The following is a 19,143-nucleotide window of genomic DNA, read 5'->3' on the forward strand; positions in this document are numbered from 1 at the left end:
TTTATTTTTATTCGGTTATTCGTGGCGGCTAAAAATTTTAACTAAAATAATACCAACCAAACACACTCCCAAACATACCAAAAAATGTAAATTATATATATTTGGTAAAACATTTTTTCCATAAAAAACCATATCATCTACTACTAAAACTTCCTTGAATGGCCATATACTATACAAAGATCCGAAAATCAGTCCTGAAAGAAAAAACATTAAAGCTGATTCGTATTTCTCCAGTAGGTATTTCATTATTTTTGTAAAACCAATTAATCCAACAAGGCACCCACAGCCAAAAAAAGCAAGCAGTAGAATATTGAGTTGTTTAATCGCTAAAAGGATATCAAAATACGATCCCATAAGTAGTAAGATAAAAGAGCCACTAATTCCTGGTAAGATCATAGCAGAGATGGCAATCGCTCCTGCTAAAAAATAGTAACCTAATTGATAATAGTTTGTTTCTATATTTGATTGTACAATTCCTTTTTTGATCATTGTTTTTTTCTGATGTGCTTTAGCTTGGTCTTCCACTGTAATACCAAAAGAAAGACTAACAACAATAACTATAGCAAGAAGTGCAATTATCCAATTGTACCACTTTTTGTCTTTAGCAAGACGAAGAGGGATGACTACCGATGCTAAAATAAGTCCAAAAAACAAGCTATATGTTGCATCATGGTAGTGATCTAAAGAATAGGAAATAGCGAAAGAAAAAATATACACAAAAGTAAGCACTCCAAGTAAAATTGCTGTTAAAAATCCTCCCTGGATTTTGTGCATCTCTTCTTTGAAGTTTTTTAGATTAGGCAATGACTTTAAAACAGCTAGTATTGACTGAATATTAAGTGCATCAATTGCTGTAATCAGTCTTTTGTATATTCCTAAAAGCAGGGCAATTGTCGCTCCACTTACTCCTGGAATAATATTTCCTATTCCGATAAGACCGCCTTGAAAAAAATATTTGATCGTAATTCGCATTATTCACCTAATATTTCTGTAGCTTTCCTTGGTAACCTTGCCAAATCAAATGTGCAGTATAACCATAAATAAAAGCGGCCCAAAACAAATCATCGCGGAGAGGTGCTCTTAACATTGGCAACACAACAAAAACGCAAACGCCTAGCGCAAGCCAAGAATTAATAAGAGGTAGACTTCGTCCACTTACTTCGTCAAGCGCTCCAATAATGAGTCCCGCAAGACAACCAAAACCAAAAGCTTGTATAATAAACTTTGCTTGGACATCATCAAGTCCGTATTTGCCTATTACAAAAAAACAGTAGACTGCCATACCTCCAAGGCCTGATATTAGTATTCCTCTCATAAGATGATTCATCTAGTTCTCCTTTTTTCTGTGTGCTTTGAACATTAGCTTAGGTAAAATTTTTATTGCTTCCCATGCTATATCAAAAGACATTTTCGATTCACCATAAACTCGATCTTTAAAAATAATGGGAAATTCCTTAATTTTATGACCTTTGCTATGGATACGATATGTTGTTTCAATTTGAAATGTGTATCCCTGCGAACAGAGTGTTCCAATATTCATATCATCTAGCGCTTTGGCATCGTAACATTTAAATCCGCCGGTTAAATCCTTGTAGCGTAGATTTAGTAGTAATCGTGCGTATATATTTCCTCCTCGGGAAATAAACCTACGCCATAAAGACCATCCATCAACCCCTCCACCAACAACATATCTTGATCCTAGAACTAGAGAGTATTTTCTAGCTAGAAAAACCATTTGTTTAAGATATTGCGGATCATGGGAAAAATCACAGTCCATAGTAATTATTTTGTCATAATTTTGATTTAGAGCCTCGTAAAAACCGTGTATATAGGCTTTTCCTAAACCTTCTTTTTTTACGCGGTGAATAACAGATATGTTATTGTACTGCGTTTGCAATTCCTCTGCAACTTGACCTGTACCATCAGGAGAGTTATCATCAATGATAAAAATATTAACACCCAAATCTAGGCGATAAATGGCTTCTACCATAAGAGGTAAATTGTCTTTTTCGTTGTATGTTGGTAATAGAATAACGATTTTCATGTGTATGTCGAATTTAAAAAACCTGGAAATAAAAAAAATTTAGGTATATAATACCTGTTAATTGGAAAAAAATAAACATTTTACTGCTAGCAAGGTACAATAAATATGCAAGAAATACGTGGAACAACTGTTCTTTGTGTTCGAGATGAGAACACTGTAGCTATGGCATCTGATGGTCAAGTTACCCAAGGAAACGTTGCTATACTTAAAAATAACGCCAAAAAAGTACGTAAAATAAATGGTAACATTCTTGTTGGTTTTGCTGGCGCTACAGCAGATGCCTTTACTTTAATGGAGCTGTTTGAAGAAATGGTCACTAAGTATCAAGGTAACTTACAAAAAAGTGCCATTGAGCTAGCTAAAAAATGGCGAACAGACCGCGTGCTTCGCCGCCTTGATGCTCTTATGGCTGTTGCCAATACCGAGGCTTCCTTGCTTATCTCAGGTAGTGGTGACGTTATTGAACCAGCCGACGGAATTTTAGCTATCGGTTCTGGAGGAATGTATGCTTACGCAGCAGCTAAAGCTTTACAAGATCATAGCACATTAAGTGCCAAAGAAATAACAAAAAAAGCACTATTAATAGCTGCCTCTATATGCGTTTATACGAATGATCATATTAGTATGGAGGAACTATCTATTGATTAATTTAACACCGAGACAAATAGTCGAAGAGCTGGATAGATATATTATTGGACAAAAAGAAGCAAAACGCAGTGTGGCAATTGCTGTAAGAAATAGGTGGCGTAGACAACAACTCTCGGGTGAATTACGTAACGAAGTTGCACCTAAAAATATTATAATGATTGGTCCTACAGGAGTTGGAAAAACAGAAATAGCAAGAAGACTGGCTCATTTAGTTAAAGCACCTTTTTTAAAAGTAGAAGCGACGAAGTATACGGAAGTAGGTTATCACGGGCGCGATGTTGAATCTATGATTCGCGATCTTGTTGAAATAAGTGTAAATATGGTGAAGCAAGAGCAAACTAAACAAGTTCAGGATGCTGCTTCTCTTGAGGCGGAGGAAAAGCTTCTCGATTTGTTGTTACCTTTACCACCTATTCCTCATAGTTCGGGTGGAGAAGCTGAAGATATTCAATATGAAGAAGAAAAAAAGAGAAGAGCTAAGTCTCGCGATCGTATGCGCCAAAAATTACGTGCTGGAGAACTTGAGAAGAGTACTGTCGAAATTAACGTAGAAGAAAAATCAAATGGTCCCGTCATGGAAATATTTACAGGTGGTAATCCTGAACAAATGGGAATGGATATTCAAAACATATTTGAAAAAATGGTTCCTGGACGCAGCCAATTAAAAAAAATGTCTGTTGAAGATGCGCGCAAAATACTAGTGCAACAGCAATCAGAAAAGCTCATTGATCGTGAAAAAGTTTCTACGGAAGCACTTTCACGTGTTCAAGACACTGGAATAGTATTTATTGATGAAATAGATAAAATTGCTGGCGGAGGTGCTGGAAAAAGCCCTGATGTTAGTCGAGCTGGCGTGCAACGGGATCTTCTACCTATTGTAGAGGGAAGTACTGTTGTGACGCGATATGGTATTGTGAAAACGGACCACATTCTATTTATTGCTGCTGGAGCTTTTAGTTTTTCTAAACCATCGGATCTAATTCCTGAATTACAAGGGCGTTTTCCTATAAGAGTAGAGCTTCAATCACTTTCACAACAAGATTTGTTGAAAATTTTAACGGAACCACGTAATGCTCTTTTAAAGCAATACTCAGCACTATTAAATACTGAAAATATCAACATTCATTTTACTGACGATGCCACTGTTGAAATTGCCAAAATATGTGAAAAAGTTAACAAAAATACTCAAAATATTGGCGCAAGAAGATTGCATACGATAATGGAAACACTTCTAGAAGAAATATCTTTTTCTGCCCCTGATTTTAAAGAGAAAAAAGTAACTATTGATAAAGAAACGGTTTGCGAAAAATTAAATAAAATAGTGCAAGACGAAGACTTATCTCGTTATATTCTATAGATTTCAAGGATATCTCATGAAAGCGAAACTTCTTATTCGCAACACAAATAAAGAAGAGATGCAAGTTAAACTTGATAAAGCCCAACAGACAACACTTGGTCGTAGCCGTAAATGTTTAGTCCCAATTAATGATGTGCGCTTATCTCGTATTCATTGTGTGGTCTTTTATCACAACGAGCATTTTTATATACAAGATAATAATAGTACAAATGGTACTTATGTGAATGAACGTAATATAGATACTCCTAAGAGATTAGAGCATTCAACAACTATCAACATTGGTGGGACCCAGATTACCTATATAGAAAATGATCAAAGTGTAAAAAATAAATCTGTTCCGAGTGAAAAAATTGGTCCATACCGCCTTCTTGAAAAAATAGGTAAAGGCGGAATTGGTGCTGTATACAAAGTTCAAAAAGATGATACAGATGAAATATATGCACTAAAGATTTTAAAACCAGAAGTAGCGGAAGATGAAAAAATAGTAGCGCGTTTTATCAAGGAAGCTCGTGTAACTGCTATCTTAGATCATCCATCTATTGTAAAAACTATAGATATGGGAGTATATAAGTCTGAACCATATATTGTACTAGAATACTTGCCTGACCCATCATTATCTGAAGTAGTGCACAAAAAAAGAAAAATCTCTTTAGAGCAAACTTTACTTATAATAGAACAAATTGCAAGTGCTCTCGTTTGTAGCCATAAACAAGGTGTTATTCATCGAGACATAAAACCTTCTAATATACTTGTTTCTGATAAGTGGCATGCTAAGTTAATTGATATGGGACTTGTTAAGGTAATCCATGAAAGCGGGCTTACTTTAAGTGGGCAAGCAATGGGAACTCCGCGATATATGTCTCCAGAGCAAATTTTAGATTCTAAATCCGTTGATCCACGCACAGATATATATGCATTAGGCGCTACAATGTATTACTGTATATGTGGTAAACCACCTTACTATGATGTACACGATAAACGCATCGCGAGTTTACTTAAGAAGATATATGATAGCTCTCCTGCGCCAATAAGCTCTGTTATAGAAGTTCCAAATGTTATAGAAGAGTTGATTGATAAATCAATGGCGCGTAATCCTGGTGATCGTTTTCGCAGTGCAAAATCTTTTTACAAAGCTGTTTATAAGATTCGTAAGAAAATGTTTTCAGAGAGTGATTAAGAGGTTTGTGGTGATATCTAGAATTTCAAAAGAGCAAGGAGGTTGTCTTTATAAGAGTCTGATGTAGGGCGGTCTTGTACCGCTCGTATTACAAACAAATAAATAACGTTTGCTATTTTTTTACCTGTTATTACTGTTGAATAAGTTTTTGCAACTGTTTACGAAGGCCGGGCGGCACGAAACCGCCCTACATTGCACTTCGTTTAAGTATTTTATGAGTTTACGCTAGAACTTGGCTCGGTTATTCTCCAAAATTTATACTCATCTAGTATACCTTACTTCCTACTTATCTTATATTCCACTCTTTTGATGTCGTAGTTGTCCATATTCATGTGAGTTGCGTGATTACTTTCTGACCAAAATGTATAATACATCTCAGGATAAGAAACTACATAATTATTGTGATAAGCATCATCTAGGTGATCTTGCAATTGATTAGTTGGTCGATTAAAACATATATTTGACAGTTCAATAAGAGGAGAAACCGTTACTAAAGTAAGTTCTTTTAAGGTATTCACTGGAAGATGATAAAATAGATAACCAGTCCATGCCACAGGATGCTTATATGAGTTTTCAATAAGTGTATCTGTACAAGATGGCCAATCTGTTCTAATAAGTGGCTTAGTTTCTGTTTCTTGTTGTAAAGAAACGATTAAGTCGTAATTACTTTGTGCTAGTTGTAAGTCTTGTTGTGATGTAACTTTTTGCCCGCTGTTACAGCCAACTAAAACTAATGTAGAAATAAGAATCAATATTCTCACTTAATTCTCCTTATGTTGTAGATGTGTGATCGCGGACAGAATATCCACTTGTTATGTCGTTATAAGAATATGTACCTTTTGACTCTGAGGTTGAATTTGGATCGACTTTGCGGAGTATTTTCAATTTCATTTTTCCAATCACAACTCCTTTGCGTCCTCTTTCTTTAGCCGGAACAAAAATAAGCATTCTATCTGACGCACCTAAAATATTACTCTTGAACTTGGAGTTAGGGTCGCGGTTTGCTTCTTTTGCTAGCTTAATCATTGCATCAATCTGGTAGTCATCGCGGGTAGGAGCGTGATGCCCAATTGCAACATTAGGTACTTTTAATTTTTGGGCCATTTCCCCAATTAATTCTACACGCCCATGCCCAAATCCAGGAATATAATTCTTATTTTCGTATTGCCCATCAATATACAAAGCGTCGCAACCAAGTACCTGGTCGCGAAAATAGTTTTCGCGGTAATCTGTATCGCGAATATCATGATCAGACATAAAAGTAATGGCAGAAACAATTTCGTTGTCGTGATTGTATGTTTCATAACGATAGCTAATACATGGATCAGGGTGGCATGTTGGGAAACATTTTACTACGAGGCAGTTTGCAAGGTCATGACTTATTTTCTTATGCTTGATTTGCGGAACGTTTTGTCTTCGCAAATTTTTAAATTCAGAACATCCCATTTCTTTGAAATCACCATCAGGCAAAAAGATCATTACAGAAGAACGAGGGTCTTTTATTTGATAAAAGGCATAGCTTGCATTCATCTCGCTAAAATCTCTAGGAAAAGCCGGACGTTTAAAGACGTTTTGAAACATTCTTCGTGGTCCGCAACCGCCAATAATCATTTTTCTGACAATAGGAGAGTGAAAAAGGCCAGAAATAGGTGCACCTGTATGAAGATGATCATAGTGATAGTGAGTGTAAGTGTTTACAATTTCGGTGATTACAGAAGAAACCTTTTCCTTGGAATCTGTAAAAGGATTGACCCCTTGCGAAAAACATTTTTGAATAATAGCTTTGTCAATTTCGAGAATTCCACTACCCCCATCACCTAAATAAAGATAATTACTTGGTAGTTTTGGGCTAAAAATTTGATATGAAGTTGTATTACCACCATATCGTAGACAATCAGGGCCAGAAAAAGCTGTACTTCCACGTGTTCCATACGTAATCATAAGCAAATCATTGTCATAAAACTCTATCGTGTCTTCACCTTCTGAGTTTTTATGTACATTTACCCAATCAATATCAGCTAAAGATTTAATTATATAATCAGGAAGCAATAATTTATTTGTGCTCTTGCGAATAAGTTTCATCAATTCTCCTTTTTCAATAGGTTCTTCAACTATTTATGCATGTGTAAGTAGGTACCGATGAATAGTTGACTTAACAAGGGATGTGGGCTTGGAGAACAGCAAAGCCCATTGAGTCGCAAAAAATTTGAGGTTTGTGCTTTACCTTTGAGTATAATTGTCGTACTCAATCTTCGATTAACTATACTTCTCAGGTTTTACTCGTCCCCTAACTAAATGCATCTAAAAATCTTCGTAATCTATTTTATTCAATTATAGATTTAGAGCGTGTTGACATTTATGTAAAATCTAAATGTCGACACGCTTTGAAAAGAAATAATCTTTATAAATTTATTTACTAAAAGGTATTATTTATTTTTTTAAATAAATGAGATTATTTTTTACTCATCTTCACCAAGAAGTTCAAGTTCTTCATCAACATTGATTTCGTCAGCGCTATCATCAAGGTTGAACTTAAATTTCTCAACAAGACTATTGTAGTTTAGAAATTCACTTCGAAGTTTCTCACGAAACTGTAATTCCCAAAGACCTTGTTGAATGTTAACGAGTTCAGTTTGTGGAATTTCACTTAACGAAGGTTCACGTTTAGAATTTAGTAAAAATAAGCAAACAGATTTTGTTTCACTATCTTCAACAGGAGCACCAAGAGATTTGACAGCAGTCTTTTTGATTTCAGCATCTACATTTGCGAAATCTTGAAGCTGACCGGTATCCTTGATATTTGTAAAAGGAGCACTACTGTGGTATGTTAAAGAATGTTTAAGTGCAATAGTACGAAAAACTTCTTTAGGTAAGTTTTCTAGCTTGGCTGTTTTCTCATTCTTTGTATCTTTTATCGCTTCATAGTGCTTTTCTAAATTCTTTTTGGCTTTATCTATAGTACTAGTATACTCAGAAGCAAGTTTACCAGCAAAACTTTTAATTTCTTCCATTGCTTGTTTTTCTAAAAACTTTGCTTTTACTTCTTCTCGAACATCTTCGAATTTTTCACCGTCTTTATTCTTGTGTTCCAAAATGATAAAAAAGTATTTTCCGTTTTTATAATCAACTACATCGGAAACTTTAGTGTCTTTATTGATATTTGCTGAAAAATTATCATCACCTGGAATATTCTCTTGTTTTATTTTTTCGACAGTTTGAAGATCTGAACTTTCGTGGTACTTTAGACCAACGCGGCGACCTAATTCTTCTACTGCAGGCCCAACATTTGCATTTTCACCTAAACTTTTACATTGCTTTTGCACAGCGGCAATTTTCTGTAAAATACGTGTTTTTAAAAGGTTTTTTGCTCTTGATGAGACGTCTGATTTAACTTTTGAAAACTCCTTATGACCATCTTCTGTTTTGTACAATTCTTCTTTGTATTTATTGTAGAATTGTTTTAAATCGTTGGTTGTTGGTATAAGAGTTTTTTCTATTTCATCGTAATCGGCGATAATATAAGCCAAACGATATTCTTCAATAGATTTGAATTCCCACTTGTTGTTTTTATAGTATGCTTTTAAAAAGGCAGTCTCATCGCTTGCAACGTCTTCTTTGGTTAATTTACTACTAGGAGTAACCTCTGTTAAGCGTATAAAGAAATAGCCTTCTGTTCGGCCAGCGAAAATACGACTAAAATCGCCTTGCTTCAGACTTTCATATACTTGTTTTTTTGCAGCAGTGGTTCCTACATCTTTTAAATCTAAATAACTGGTTGCTGCAGTATTAGTATGTTGCCCATAGCTAAAATTATATGATTTGGCAATTGTATCTAAAGGTACTTTACCTTTTAATTTACCCAAAGTAAGTCGTAATTGACTTAAAGCTTGTTGTGCTTTTTGTTTTGCTGTTTCGTTTTTTAAGTCTTCTACAATACGATCGCGATTAATAGCAAGAATATCTTTAACTTGGTCATCTTCACTTGCGCGGTATTTTTCGAAGTTTCTTTCTGTATAAGCTGTAATATCTTGTTCACTAAATACTAAATCTGACTTGAAAGCATCTTCATGTGCATACACAAATTCGAAACTCGCGCTAGGTGATGTTTCAAAAAAAGTAGGATTTTGGTTTTTTTCAAAAAATGCAACACGTTGTTTGCGATATTCACGTTCGGTTTTCGCTAAAAAAGCTTTAGAATTAACAGTGACGTAATCAACTTGATATTCTTGGTAGTTGCTTTTTATGTTGTCATACACTTCTTTAGAACGAACTTTTATTGTACTTGCTTTTGTGTCAATGAGTTTAGCAACCATCAAAGCTTGGCTAATAATATTGCGAAAATCTGAATACAACATACGTAGACTACTGGATAATTCACGATTGAAAGCTTGGCGACCACCTAAACGATCCATTGTATTGCGCACAACGTTATCTATTTCGATGTTAGAAACTTGAATACCGTAACTAGAAGCTTCCTCAGAAAGGATTAAGATTGCCCATACATCTTTATCAGTAAGTGGTTCTTCTGCATCCTTCTTGCCTTCTTCAGGGAGATTTAGATATGCATCAACTCTTCTCTGTAGCAATTGTTGTGAAGTAAGTGGTGTCGGACTAGATTCAATTTGTTTATCAATTTGTGCATCTAGCTTTTGCACTTTGCTGCTCAACATATATATTTGGTTCCATATTGGCGGAGCTTCCATTTGATCGAGAATCATGCCTTGCATAAAACGAATATATTGTTGGTAGTCGTTACGGTCGATATTTGCTGTCGCTGCTTTAGCTTGAGGACTCATTTTTCTTGCTAATCTGTGTAGCCCTCGCCATTGACTAAGAGCAACGGAAAACTGCGATTCAGAATAGCTCTTGTCTAGCTCGTTAATACTAGCGATAGATGTAAAATTGCTGGGGTCAAAAAGGGTAAAACATACACCACCCAAACCAAACGCAGCTGTGAGTAAAACGGTTATAAAAACTAAAAATGCCTTTTGATATTTTTCTATAGTCGTAAACATTTAATCATTCCTATTTTAGAATAATTTCTTGAAAACTCAGGGATAAGACGTATCACATAAAGCGTGTCGAAATAAACAACTATATTGATGATAAAGATCAAGCAAATGGTATATTATATTTCTATACGCCTAAGAGCCTGTTATAAAATTATTTTAAGGTGCAAAACTGTTCCTTTTAACTTCTAAATATTATTATTTTTTTATTATAAAATTACTACTTTACGTTAAAAAAATGTCTTATTAGAAGCTAAAATACTCGAATTTTTCACCCTTAATTAATTTTGTAACAGGTTCTAAAACCTATTCAAATTTGTCTGTAGCCTTGTATACTTTTTTCATGTGATTCAGCCACCGTTTAAAATCTCTAGGAGACGGTTGCTTTTTTTCGAGGGAATTTTGGATCTCTTTTTTTATAGATGACCAGCTAGCATTAGGAAAACCATTGTTTACACTCATGACTTCGACAACATGGTATGCGTTTTGCGAAAATATGGGACCGCTAATCTTCTTAGGTTTCATGCCCCATACTTCTTTTTCAAGATCAGCAGGAAGTTCTCCAGCAAATGCCATAGGTAGTTTGCCACCAACATCTTTTGTAGTCATAGCTTTTGATTTTTGACTAGCCAAAGCAGCAAAATCAGCTCCTTGCTTTAACTTGCTAATGATCTTAAGGGCTTCATCTTTTGTTTCTACCATTATGTGTCTTGCTTCAATGTGTTTGCGTCGTAACTCAAACAAACGTATTAATTGTTGAACAGACAAGCTGTAGCGCCACTTTATAAATAAATTTCTCTTTAGGTCGCGTTCTGTTCCTCCCTGGCTTTTTAAATAAGAAGCCCAATTTTTTCCTAGCTCTTTTACTTTTTTTTTGGTCTCTTTTATTTCTTTTAAAACGTTTTTGATTATGTCATCTGAACTAATTTTGATTTTTTCTCTATTTATTTCTTTACGTATAATATACCGCACAACAAGTTGTCGAATAACTTCGTTTGCTTCTAGTGGGTACTGACGCACAAACAAATCAAAAACGTCTTCTTTTGTAATTTGGTAATCGTGAAATTTGACGATAACATTTTTATTTTTGCTATTTTGCGCTATTCCAGGAGTTGCTAAAATAGCTGCGAGCAATAATATAATAATATACCTAACAACACTAATCAAAACGTTCTCCTGCCAACTTCAAAATTAAGATAAGAGGTTAGTTTAAGATTTACTTTGTTGTTTGTCAACAAAATACTAAGGTAATCGCTAGGGCGTGTTGACATTTAGACATATTGTATAATGTGAGAATTTTAGGGAATAACAAGGCACTTTTAAAGTGAATGAGTTATTTTATGAGTAACATTACCTAAGGACAATTCTTTTAAATGGCTAAATCATAAGAAAGATAAATACCTGGTTGTCTGCGAAAAAAGTAAGAAAAAATACTTTTTAATGATTCTAAAATCATATCATTTAGTAAAAACTATTGACAACGGTTCTAAAATAATGTTACATTTTGTAACACACTGTATGGAATTGATATACGAGACATCCAAACATTAGGATACATACGAAACTACAAAAATGACTCAAAGCTTTATATTTTCGTATTGAAACAAAAAATCAAAGAAAAAAATAGAGTTTGGCACAGTAATCGCTATATAATCCCAGTGTAATACTAAAATTTAAATTAAACCATTTAAACAAAATTTGAAGGGGCTTTAATATGAAACCTTTTATTCTTTCTGTACAACCAAAAGAAAAAGACCTACTAAATGAAGAAAATCTTTTCGCAAAAGAAAGAGCATTTGCTCGTAAATTAGGTCTAGATGCTCGTCTACTAGAAAGCTGCACACCTACTCCAGATGATGACTGCGACGAAGGTTTCTAAAGACCGCATTAAAATTTAATATGATTTATGAAAACCCCAGGTAACTGGGGTTTTTTTATTAGCTAGTTAGTTCTTACGACTCTATAAGAGTCTATTCATAAAACTTTTTTTTAGATTCTAAAATGAAAAAGCCCAATATCTTAATTATTTCTCCGCATGATGATGGTCATACAGCAGTTGTACAAGCCCAAATAAAAAAGATAGATCCGAATATTGAAGTTTGTATTTTTGCCACCCAAGACTTTCCTCAAAAAATGGAGATAAGTACTTCTGTTTCAAATGAAGATGTACAAAGTATAATAACCACTGAAAGCGAGACGATTTCCTGCGAAAACATAAAAAGCGTTTGGTTTCGTCGTCCGAGAAAGCCCGTTCCGTCACCTGATGTCACAGATTCCAAAAGCATAGATTATATTGAAATGGAATGTGATCATGCTGTTTATGGTTTTTGGCAAACTCTTGATTGTCTTTGGATTAATCCTCCTTCTTTAAACAGAGTTGCTCATCGAAAAGTATTCCAATTACAAGAAGCACAAAAGATAGGATTGGCAGTACCCGATACACTCTTTACCAATAGCCCTGAAAAAGCACATGAGTTCTATGAAAAACATAATAAAAAAATAATATATAAAACTTTGAGTAGTAAACCTGGATTAACCTTCACAACAAAAATGTTAACAGAAAAAGATTTGGAATTTTTAAAACAAGTGAAGTTAGCTCCTGTGACATTCCAAGAATTTATACCTGCTAATTATGATTTACGGATAACTATTATCGACAACAAAGTATTCTCTGCTAAAATAAAATCTCAAGAAAGTAAATGTGATTTAGATTGGCGAAATGATCTTGATATACCAATGGAAGTGTATAATTTACCTGAAGAAGTAGAACGTAAACTGTTAGCTTTGACAAATAAATTAGGCCTTGTGTATAGTGCTATCGATTTGAGAGTAACACCAGAAAATGAATACGTTTTTCTAGAAGTAAATGTTGGTGGGCAATTTTTGTTTGTTGAAATTAACACAGATTTGCCAATTTCCAAAACTCTTGCAGAGTTACTTATAAGAGGTAAAAAATTCTCTGATATTTAGGATTTTGAGTAACTAAGTGACCTGCCAAAAGTATTTACCCATTGGCATTTTGTTCTTTAATTTTCTAGCTTTGTTACTCCTCTGTTACGCAGCTACGGCTGCGCGCCTTCGTCGCGCCGCGCTAATAAAAATAAAGCCCTGTATTCAACGGGTAACTACTTTTGTCAAGTCACTTATTTTTGTCAGAGAACTTAGTTTGACTTTTTAGTCGTCGTTTTTGATCCAGTTTAGTTGTGGATCGTTGCCAGAAATAATATTATTACGATTTGTTGTGATTCGGTGATCGGGAACAACTGCTTTTTGGTTTTTTCTATTTGTGTCTGGTCGTGTGTAGCGACCAGAAGCAAGAGTAAAATTAAAATAGTCGTTTTCTGCCGATATAACCTTACGCAGTCCGCTAAGAATTTCACCTTCATTTTTTCCTCCAACCACACAAATGGCATGTCTATGACAAAATATAGTTTTTCTAACACTGTTTTTTTTACATATACATTACTATGAGTATCGTGAAGAGAAACGAGTAGCTGTCCAAGCACAAAATAAAACTCTTTTGATGGTAAAGACGTTGTTATTTGTTTTTGGGCTTGCTTAGCAGCAGATTCAAATTCAGCAGAAAAGCTATTGATCGTTGCAATATGTGATGTTTGTACTTTATTAGGGTGTGTCATCATTCAAAATATTGTGTGTTTTTTCGAGCCCGAGCCCGTTTGCGAGTCCGTTTCCGAAACTTTCACTAACAATTTATCAAAGAAGCAAAGTTTCTTTTTCCATCGCAAAAAACTAGTATTGAACCAATAAATCACTTTCTGTCGCTCTCAAAAAGTTTTCGGGCGCGGGCTCGGGCTCAATACTACTGGCGTATCATTAAATGAATCCGTTATATTTTTATCTGTATTGAATGATGACACGCCCTAATTACATAATTAAGAGACTATTTCATCATCGTTGGCGAAAGGTGTGTCGTTTTAGTTTGTGTACAAATGAAAGAGATACAGAAAACGAGAATAATAATTTGTTTCACAATCGATCTCCTATCCTGTAGTTTGAATCAGCAATAAATTTAATCTAATTTGATTTTATCACTATAGTGAATAACCCACCAAAAGTATTTACCCGTTGGTATTTTGTTCTTTTAATTTCTAGTTTTGTTGCTCTTTGGTTATAGCATTGCGCCCTCGCGCTGCACTAGAAAATAAAAGCTCTGTATTCAACGGGTAACTACTTTTGTCAGGTTACTTAGTTGTCTTAGCAGTAGCTTTTTTGGTAGTAGTTTTCTTAGCAGCAGCTTTTTTGGTAGTAGTTTTCTTAGCAGCAGCTTTTTTAGTAGTAGCTTTCTTAGCAGTAGTTTTCTTAGCAGTAGTTTTTTTGGTAGTAGTTTTCTTAGCAGCAGCTTTTTTGGTGGTAGTTTTCTTAGCAGCAGCTTTTTTGGTAGTAGTTTTCTTAGCAGTAGCTTTTTTGGTAGTTTTCTTTGCAGCAGTTTTTTTGCCTGCTTTTTTAGTTTTTTTCTCTGGTGCTTCTTCTATGATTTTCAAACAGTCTTTTGCTGTTAGTTTTTTAGGATCTTGGCTTTTGGGTATTTTGTAATTTCTTTTGTTGTAAGAAATATAAGGGCCATAAGGACCGTTTAAAACTTTAATGTCTTCTTCTTCAAATTCGTGGATTGTTTTTTTAGCATCCATTTCTTCTTTTTGTTTAATTAAAACAATTGCTTCATCAAGTGTTACTTTTAGTGGATCGTATTCGCCTAAAGACACAAATTTTCCACTGTGTTTTATATATGGTCCATAACGACCTTCTGCAGCAATAACCTCTTCACCTTCGTGCTCACCTATCTTTCGTGGAAGTTTAAATAACTCTAAAGCTTCTTCTAGAGTAATTGTTGCCAAATGTTGTTTGGGACGTAGTTTCGCAAACTTAGGTTTTTCTTCATCGTCTACATGTCCAATTTGAGCCATTGGTCCATAGCGACCAATTTTAACAAAAACATCTTTTTTACTCTTCGGATCAACACCTAGTTTTCTTTCTCCTGTAACTTGTTTTGCTTCTTTTAAAGCTAATTCGACGTCTTCATTAAATGGTTGATAAAAACTATGAATAACATCATTCCATATTTTTTCACCTTGAGCAATATCGTCAAATTCCTTTTCAATTCGAGCAGTAAAATCATATTGCAAAACCTGCTGAAAATACTCAATTAAAAAATCATTTACGACCATTCCAATGTCTGTTGGAACTAACTTTCCTCGATCTGATCCAAAATTTTCTGTACAAATTTGCTCTAGTATTTTCTGTGCTTTTAGGGTTAGTAATTTAAATTCCCGCTCTTTTCCAGGGGTTTCGCCTTTTGTTACATAGCCGCGTTTTTGAATAACGCTCATTGTTGGTGCGTATGTCGATGGTCGTCCGATACCTAACTCTTCTAACTTTTTAACAAGAGACGCCTCAGTATAGCGCGCTGGAGCACGAGTAAATCTTTGTGTGGCTTTCATTTCATCTAAATCAAGTTCTTGCCCAACTTCAAGAGGTGGCAATATCTCTGAATCTTCTGAAATTTCCTCGTCGGTAGATACTTCGTATACTTTCAAAAATCCATCAAATTTAATTACTTCGCCATTTGCTGTTAGTAAATCTTTCAGAGTGGATATTTTAATTTTGACGATGGTTTTTTCCAGTTGAGCGTTACTCATCTGTGAAGAAATCGCACGTTTCCATATTAAACTGTATAGTTTTTGCTCGTCACTTGTTCCTTCGACTTGATTGTTTTCAAAATATGTAGGACGAATAGCTTCGTGGGCTTCTTGTGCGTTGCGTGCTTTGCTACGATATTGTTTAGAATTTGAGTACTGTTTTCCATAGGATTTTTCAATAGCTTTTTTCGCTGATGCAATCGCTACTTTAGAAAGGTTCACTGAGTCAGTACGCATGTAGGTGATTTTTCCTGATTCATATAAACTTTGTGCAACGCGCATTGTTCGCGCAACAGAAAATCCTAATTTACGACTGGCTTCTTGTTGTAAAGTAGATGTTGTGAATGGGGCGCTTGGAGATTTCTGAGTGGGCTTTACTTGAACACTCGCAACGGAAAAACTTGCTTGCGAACATTTTTCAAGAAACGCACGTGCTTCATCATAATTTTCTAATTTTCGTCCCAATTCGGCTTTAATTTTATAGTTTCTGTTGTTTGAAGAGGCTTTAAATAGAGAATTTATTCTAAAAAATGGAGATGTAGTAAACTCAAGTATATTGCGTTCTTTTTCTACGAGAATTCTTACCGCTACCGACTGAACTCTTCCTGCCGAAAGAGAAGATTTTAAACGAATTTTTTTCCATAGTAGAGGAGATAGTTGAAAGCCAACTAGTCTGTCGAGAATTCTACGTGCTTGTTGTGCGTTTACTAAGTTTTGATTTAAAAAACGCGGTGTTTTTATTGCTTCTAAAATAGCGGGTTTTGTTATTTCGTGAAAAACAATTCTTTTTGCACTTTCAGGTTCAATGCCTAAAACATGGCAAAGATGCCAAGAGATAGCTTCTCCTTCGCGGTCTTCGTCTGTTGCAAGCCAGATTTTCTGAGAATCTTTTGCTAATTTCTTTAGTTGAGAAACAACTTTCTTTTTGTCTGTGGGGACTTCGTAAGTAGGTGCATATTTTTTTTCAACATCAACTGCTAATTTTTCGCGGGGTAAATCGCGTATACATCCATAACACGATTCAACTACAAAATCTTTCCCCAAAAATTTTTCTATTGTTTTTGCCTTAGCAGGTGATTCGACAATCATTAAATTTTTTGGCATATTTTAACTCTTAGAATGGATTACATATATAAATTCTAACCAACAATGTAAGTTGCTGTTCCTATAGCAATCAAGTCTTCTTTTTGATTACGAAGTTTCATTTGGGTAACTGCAACTTTATTCCCAAGACGTAAAAGTGATCCGGTCGCAAAAAAGCTTTGACCTAAACCGGGTCTTAAATAATCAACTCTGAGATCTATAGTTCCGAATTGATAAAAAATTTCTTCTATCTTGTGTTCCCAAGTACATGGGTCTAACGTTTTTAAGATGCCTACAAAAGCGGTAATGCCTCCCGTAACATCTAATACTGTAGAAATAACACCACCGTGTAAACTTCTACGCACAGGATTACCTACAAGCAAATCATTCATCGAAAGTTTTAAGCATACGCTTTGTTCATCTAGGCAATCCAATTTAATACCAATAACTTTATTAAAAGCTATTTTTTCATTAATAATATTCGAGACAATATCGTACAATTTCGGTTTCATATTCTTATATTTTTCGGATTAGGACGTTTGTCTTTTATTTTGAGATACCATTACTTTATAAATCGCGAACTTACTCCTTTATTTTTTACAATATAAAAAAAAGAAAGCAAGACGAATTAGAGATTTTCGTGTAAAAAAATAGAAAATATGAATTTTAAAAAAGAAATGGCTACTACTTTAAGTGACCTGCCAAAAGTATTGAGTGATTGAGATTTGTTCTTTTATTTTCTAGTTTTGTTGCATATTTGTTGCACAATACAGCTAAGTATTCTTGCCGCACCGTACTAGAAAAAAATCTCTATTCAATCGAGTAACTATTTTTGTCAGGTCGCTTAGAATTTGTATTTTGGTATTTAGTTACAATTTGATTTACGACAACACTTCTGTAATTTTTTGCATCGCGTCATCAATTTCCTCTTTAGTTATGATAAGAGGAGGTGCAAAACGAATGATATTGTAATGAGTTTCTTTACACAGTATACCTAGTTTTTGTAAAGCTTCACAAAAACGTCTAGCTCCTTTAGCCTCTTCGGTGAGTTCTACTCCGATAAGAAGCCCTTTACCTCTAATATTCGCAACATGAGGGCTATTCATTGCAACAAGTTTTTCGCGGAAGTATTTTCCTACGTTGTAGGCATTGTCGATAAGGTTTTCATCCACTAAAATCTTTAGTGCTTCGCGAGCAACAGCCATTCCTAATGGATTTCCACCGAAGGTAGATCCGTGCTGACCTGGTTCAAAAACATCAAGTACATCAGAATTAGCTAGTACTGCTGATACAGGGTAGAATCCACCAGAAAGTGCTTTACCAACAATTGTAACGTCAGGTTTCACGCTTTCGTAGTCACTGGCAAATAGACGTCCTGTTCTTCCTAGGCCAGTTTGGATTTCATCTGCTATGAAAAGAGCATTCTTTTCTTTACAAAGTTCTGAAATTTGCTGAAGATATCCTTCAGGAGGCATTATAATACCAGCTTCTCCTTGAATTGGTTCGATTAGAACAGCGGCTGTATTATCGGTAAATGCTTCTTTCAGAGCTTCTATATTACCGTACTCAACTATTTTAAAACCAGGAGTGAAGGGGCCAAAGTTTGTTTTGTAGCATTCTTCAGAAGAAAAAGAGATAATGGTCGTAGTTCTTCCATGAAAATTGCCAGTAAAAACAATAATTTCTGCTTTGCCGTCTGCAATACCTTTTTTGGTGTATCCCCATTTTCGAGCAGCTTTGATCGCTGTTTCTACAGCTTCTGCTCCACTATTCATTGGCAATACCATATCATACTTTGTTAGCTCGCAAATTTCTTTACAAAATAAAGACAATTGACTATTGCGAAATGCTCTAGAAGTTAGTGTCAATTTCGCGATTTGTTCTTTAGCTGCGTTGACTAATCGTGGATGGCAATGACCTTGATTTACTGCAGAGTAAGCACTTAGGCAATCAAGGTATTTATTACCTTCTACATCATAAACCCAAATGCCTTCTCCTTTTTCTAAAACAACATCTAAAGGATGATAATTTCGCGCAGCATATGTGTTTTCTAAATTGACATATTCTTCATTACTCATTTTTACCGGTGAAACTTTTCTTTGTTGATTCATGGAAACCTCCTTGAGGGATGTGGTGGCAAATTATTTACCATCACATTCCTAATTTCT

General features: G+C 34.9%; 16 protein-coding genes. 5 read left to right on the forward strand and 11 right to left on the reverse strand.

From position 1 onward, the window contains the following. Positions 1-15: 15 nt before the first annotated feature. From UABHE_RS15685 to UABHE_RS15695, 3 genes are read right to left on the reverse strand one after another with little or no spacing between them, the layout of a single operon-like run. Positions 16-972, reverse strand: coding sequence for a DUF368 domain-containing protein (locus UABHE_RS15685; protein ID WP_372371279.1), 957 nt, complete (start codon positions 970-972; stop codon positions 16-18). A 7-nt stretch (positions 973-979) separates the two neighbouring features. After that, on the reverse strand, positions 980-1,327 hold the full coding sequence (locus UABHE_RS15690; protein WP_372371280.1) for a hypothetical protein: 348 nt from the start codon (positions 1,325-1,327) through the stop codon (positions 980-982). Next, positions 1,328-2,044 carry a polyprenol monophosphomannose synthase gene (locus tag UABHE_RS15695; RefSeq protein WP_372371281.1) on the reverse strand — a complete coding sequence of 239 codons (717 nt, stop codon included), beginning with the start codon at positions 2,042-2,044 and terminating at the stop codon, positions 1,328-1,330. A gap of 105 nt (positions 2,045-2,149) precedes the next feature. Here UABHE_RS15695 and hslV point away from each other — a divergent pair, with 105 nt between their 5' ends. From hslV to UABHE_RS15710, 3 genes are read left to right on the forward strand one after another with little or no spacing between them, the layout of a single operon-like run. After that, positions 2,150-2,692, forward strand: a complete 543-nt coding sequence (hslV, locus tag UABHE_RS15700; protein WP_372371282.1) for an ATP-dependent protease subunit HslV — start codon at positions 2,150-2,152, stop codon at positions 2,690-2,692. After that, positions 2,685-4,049 carry an ATP-dependent protease ATPase subunit HslU gene (hslU, locus tag UABHE_RS15705; RefSeq protein ID WP_372371283.1) on the forward strand — a complete coding sequence of 455 codons (1,365 nt, stop codon included), beginning with the start codon at positions 2,685-2,687 and terminating at the stop codon, positions 4,047-4,049. Before hslV ends, hslU begins: the two co-directional genes overlap by 8 nt. Positions 4,050-4,065: 16 nt before the next feature. Continuing rightward, positions 4,066-5,226, forward strand: coding sequence for a protein kinase (locus tag UABHE_RS15710; protein WP_372371284.1), 1,161 nt, complete (start codon positions 4,066-4,068; stop codon positions 5,224-5,226). A 275-nt stretch (positions 5,227-5,501) separates the two neighbouring features. On the opposite strand, the gene UABHE_RS15715 is transcribed toward UABHE_RS15710, so the two are convergent. From UABHE_RS15715 to UABHE_RS15730, 4 genes are all read right to left on the reverse strand, one after another. After that, positions 5,502-5,987, reverse strand: coding sequence for a hypothetical protein (locus UABHE_RS15715; protein ID WP_372371285.1), 486 nt, complete (start codon positions 5,985-5,987; stop codon positions 5,502-5,504). A gap of 10 nt (positions 5,988-5,997) precedes the next feature. Beyond that, positions 5,998-7,308: a hypothetical protein gene (locus UABHE_RS15720; RefSeq protein ID WP_372371286.1), complete on the reverse strand. Its 1,311-nt coding sequence runs from the start codon at positions 7,306-7,308 to the stop codon at positions 5,998-6,000. Positions 7,309-7,685: 377 nt separating this feature from the next. Continuing rightward, on the reverse strand, positions 7,686-10,241 hold the full coding sequence (locus tag UABHE_RS15725; RefSeq protein WP_372371287.1) for a hypothetical protein: 2,556 nt from the start codon (positions 10,239-10,241) through the stop codon (positions 7,686-7,688). Between the two features lie 300 nt (positions 10,242-10,541). Further along, positions 10,542-11,402, reverse strand: a complete 861-nt coding sequence (locus UABHE_RS15730) for a peptidylprolyl isomerase (RefSeq protein ID WP_372371288.1) — start codon at positions 11,400-11,402, stop codon at positions 10,542-10,544. A gap of 547 nt (positions 11,403-11,949) precedes the next feature. Between UABHE_RS15730 and UABHE_RS15735 the strand changes: the two genes are divergently transcribed. After that, positions 11,950-12,114: a hypothetical protein gene (locus tag UABHE_RS15735; RefSeq protein ID WP_372371289.1), complete on the forward strand. Its 165-nt coding sequence runs from the start codon at positions 11,950-11,952 to the stop codon at positions 12,112-12,114. A 122-nt stretch (positions 12,115-12,236) separates the two neighbouring features. Further along, complete coding sequence (locus tag UABHE_RS15740; RefSeq protein ID WP_372371290.1) at positions 12,237-13,205, forward strand: MvdC/MvdD family ATP grasp protein; 969 nt, start codon at positions 12,237-12,239, stop codon at positions 13,203-13,205. A 204-nt stretch (positions 13,206-13,409) separates the two neighbouring features. Here the strand turns inward: UABHE_RS15740 and UABHE_RS15745 are convergent, their stop codons facing one another. The 4 genes from UABHE_RS15745 to rocD form a co-directional block, all read right to left on the reverse strand. Continuing rightward, positions 13,410-13,637: a hypothetical protein gene (locus tag UABHE_RS15745; protein WP_372371291.1), complete on the reverse strand. Its 228-nt coding sequence runs from the start codon at positions 13,635-13,637 to the stop codon at positions 13,410-13,412. Positions 13,638-14,437: 800 nt separating this feature from the next. After that, positions 14,438-16,996, reverse strand: a complete 2,559-nt coding sequence (topA, locus tag UABHE_RS15750) for a type I DNA topoisomerase (RefSeq protein ID WP_372371292.1) — start codon at positions 16,994-16,996, stop codon at positions 14,438-14,440. A 35-nt stretch (positions 16,997-17,031) separates the two neighbouring features. Further along, the gene (locus UABHE_RS15755; RefSeq protein WP_372371293.1) at positions 17,032-17,487 is read right to left on the reverse strand and encodes a thioesterase family protein; all 456 of its coding nucleotides are present in this window, start codon (positions 17,485-17,487) and stop codon (positions 17,032-17,034) included. 369 nt (positions 17,488-17,856) lie between these two features. Then, on the reverse strand, positions 17,857-19,053 hold the full coding sequence (gene rocD, locus UABHE_RS15760) for an ornithine--oxo-acid transaminase (RefSeq protein ID WP_372371620.1): 1,197 nt from the start codon (positions 19,051-19,053) through the stop codon (positions 17,857-17,859). Positions 19,054-19,143 lie beyond the last annotated feature (90 nt).

The sequence above is a fragment of the Candidatus Uabimicrobium helgolandensis genome, assembly GCF_041508025.1.
In the GTDB taxonomy this organism is placed as follows: domain Bacteria; phylum Planctomycetota; class Uabimicrobiia; order Uabimicrobiales; family Uabimicrobiaceae; genus Uabimicrobium; species Uabimicrobium helgolandensis.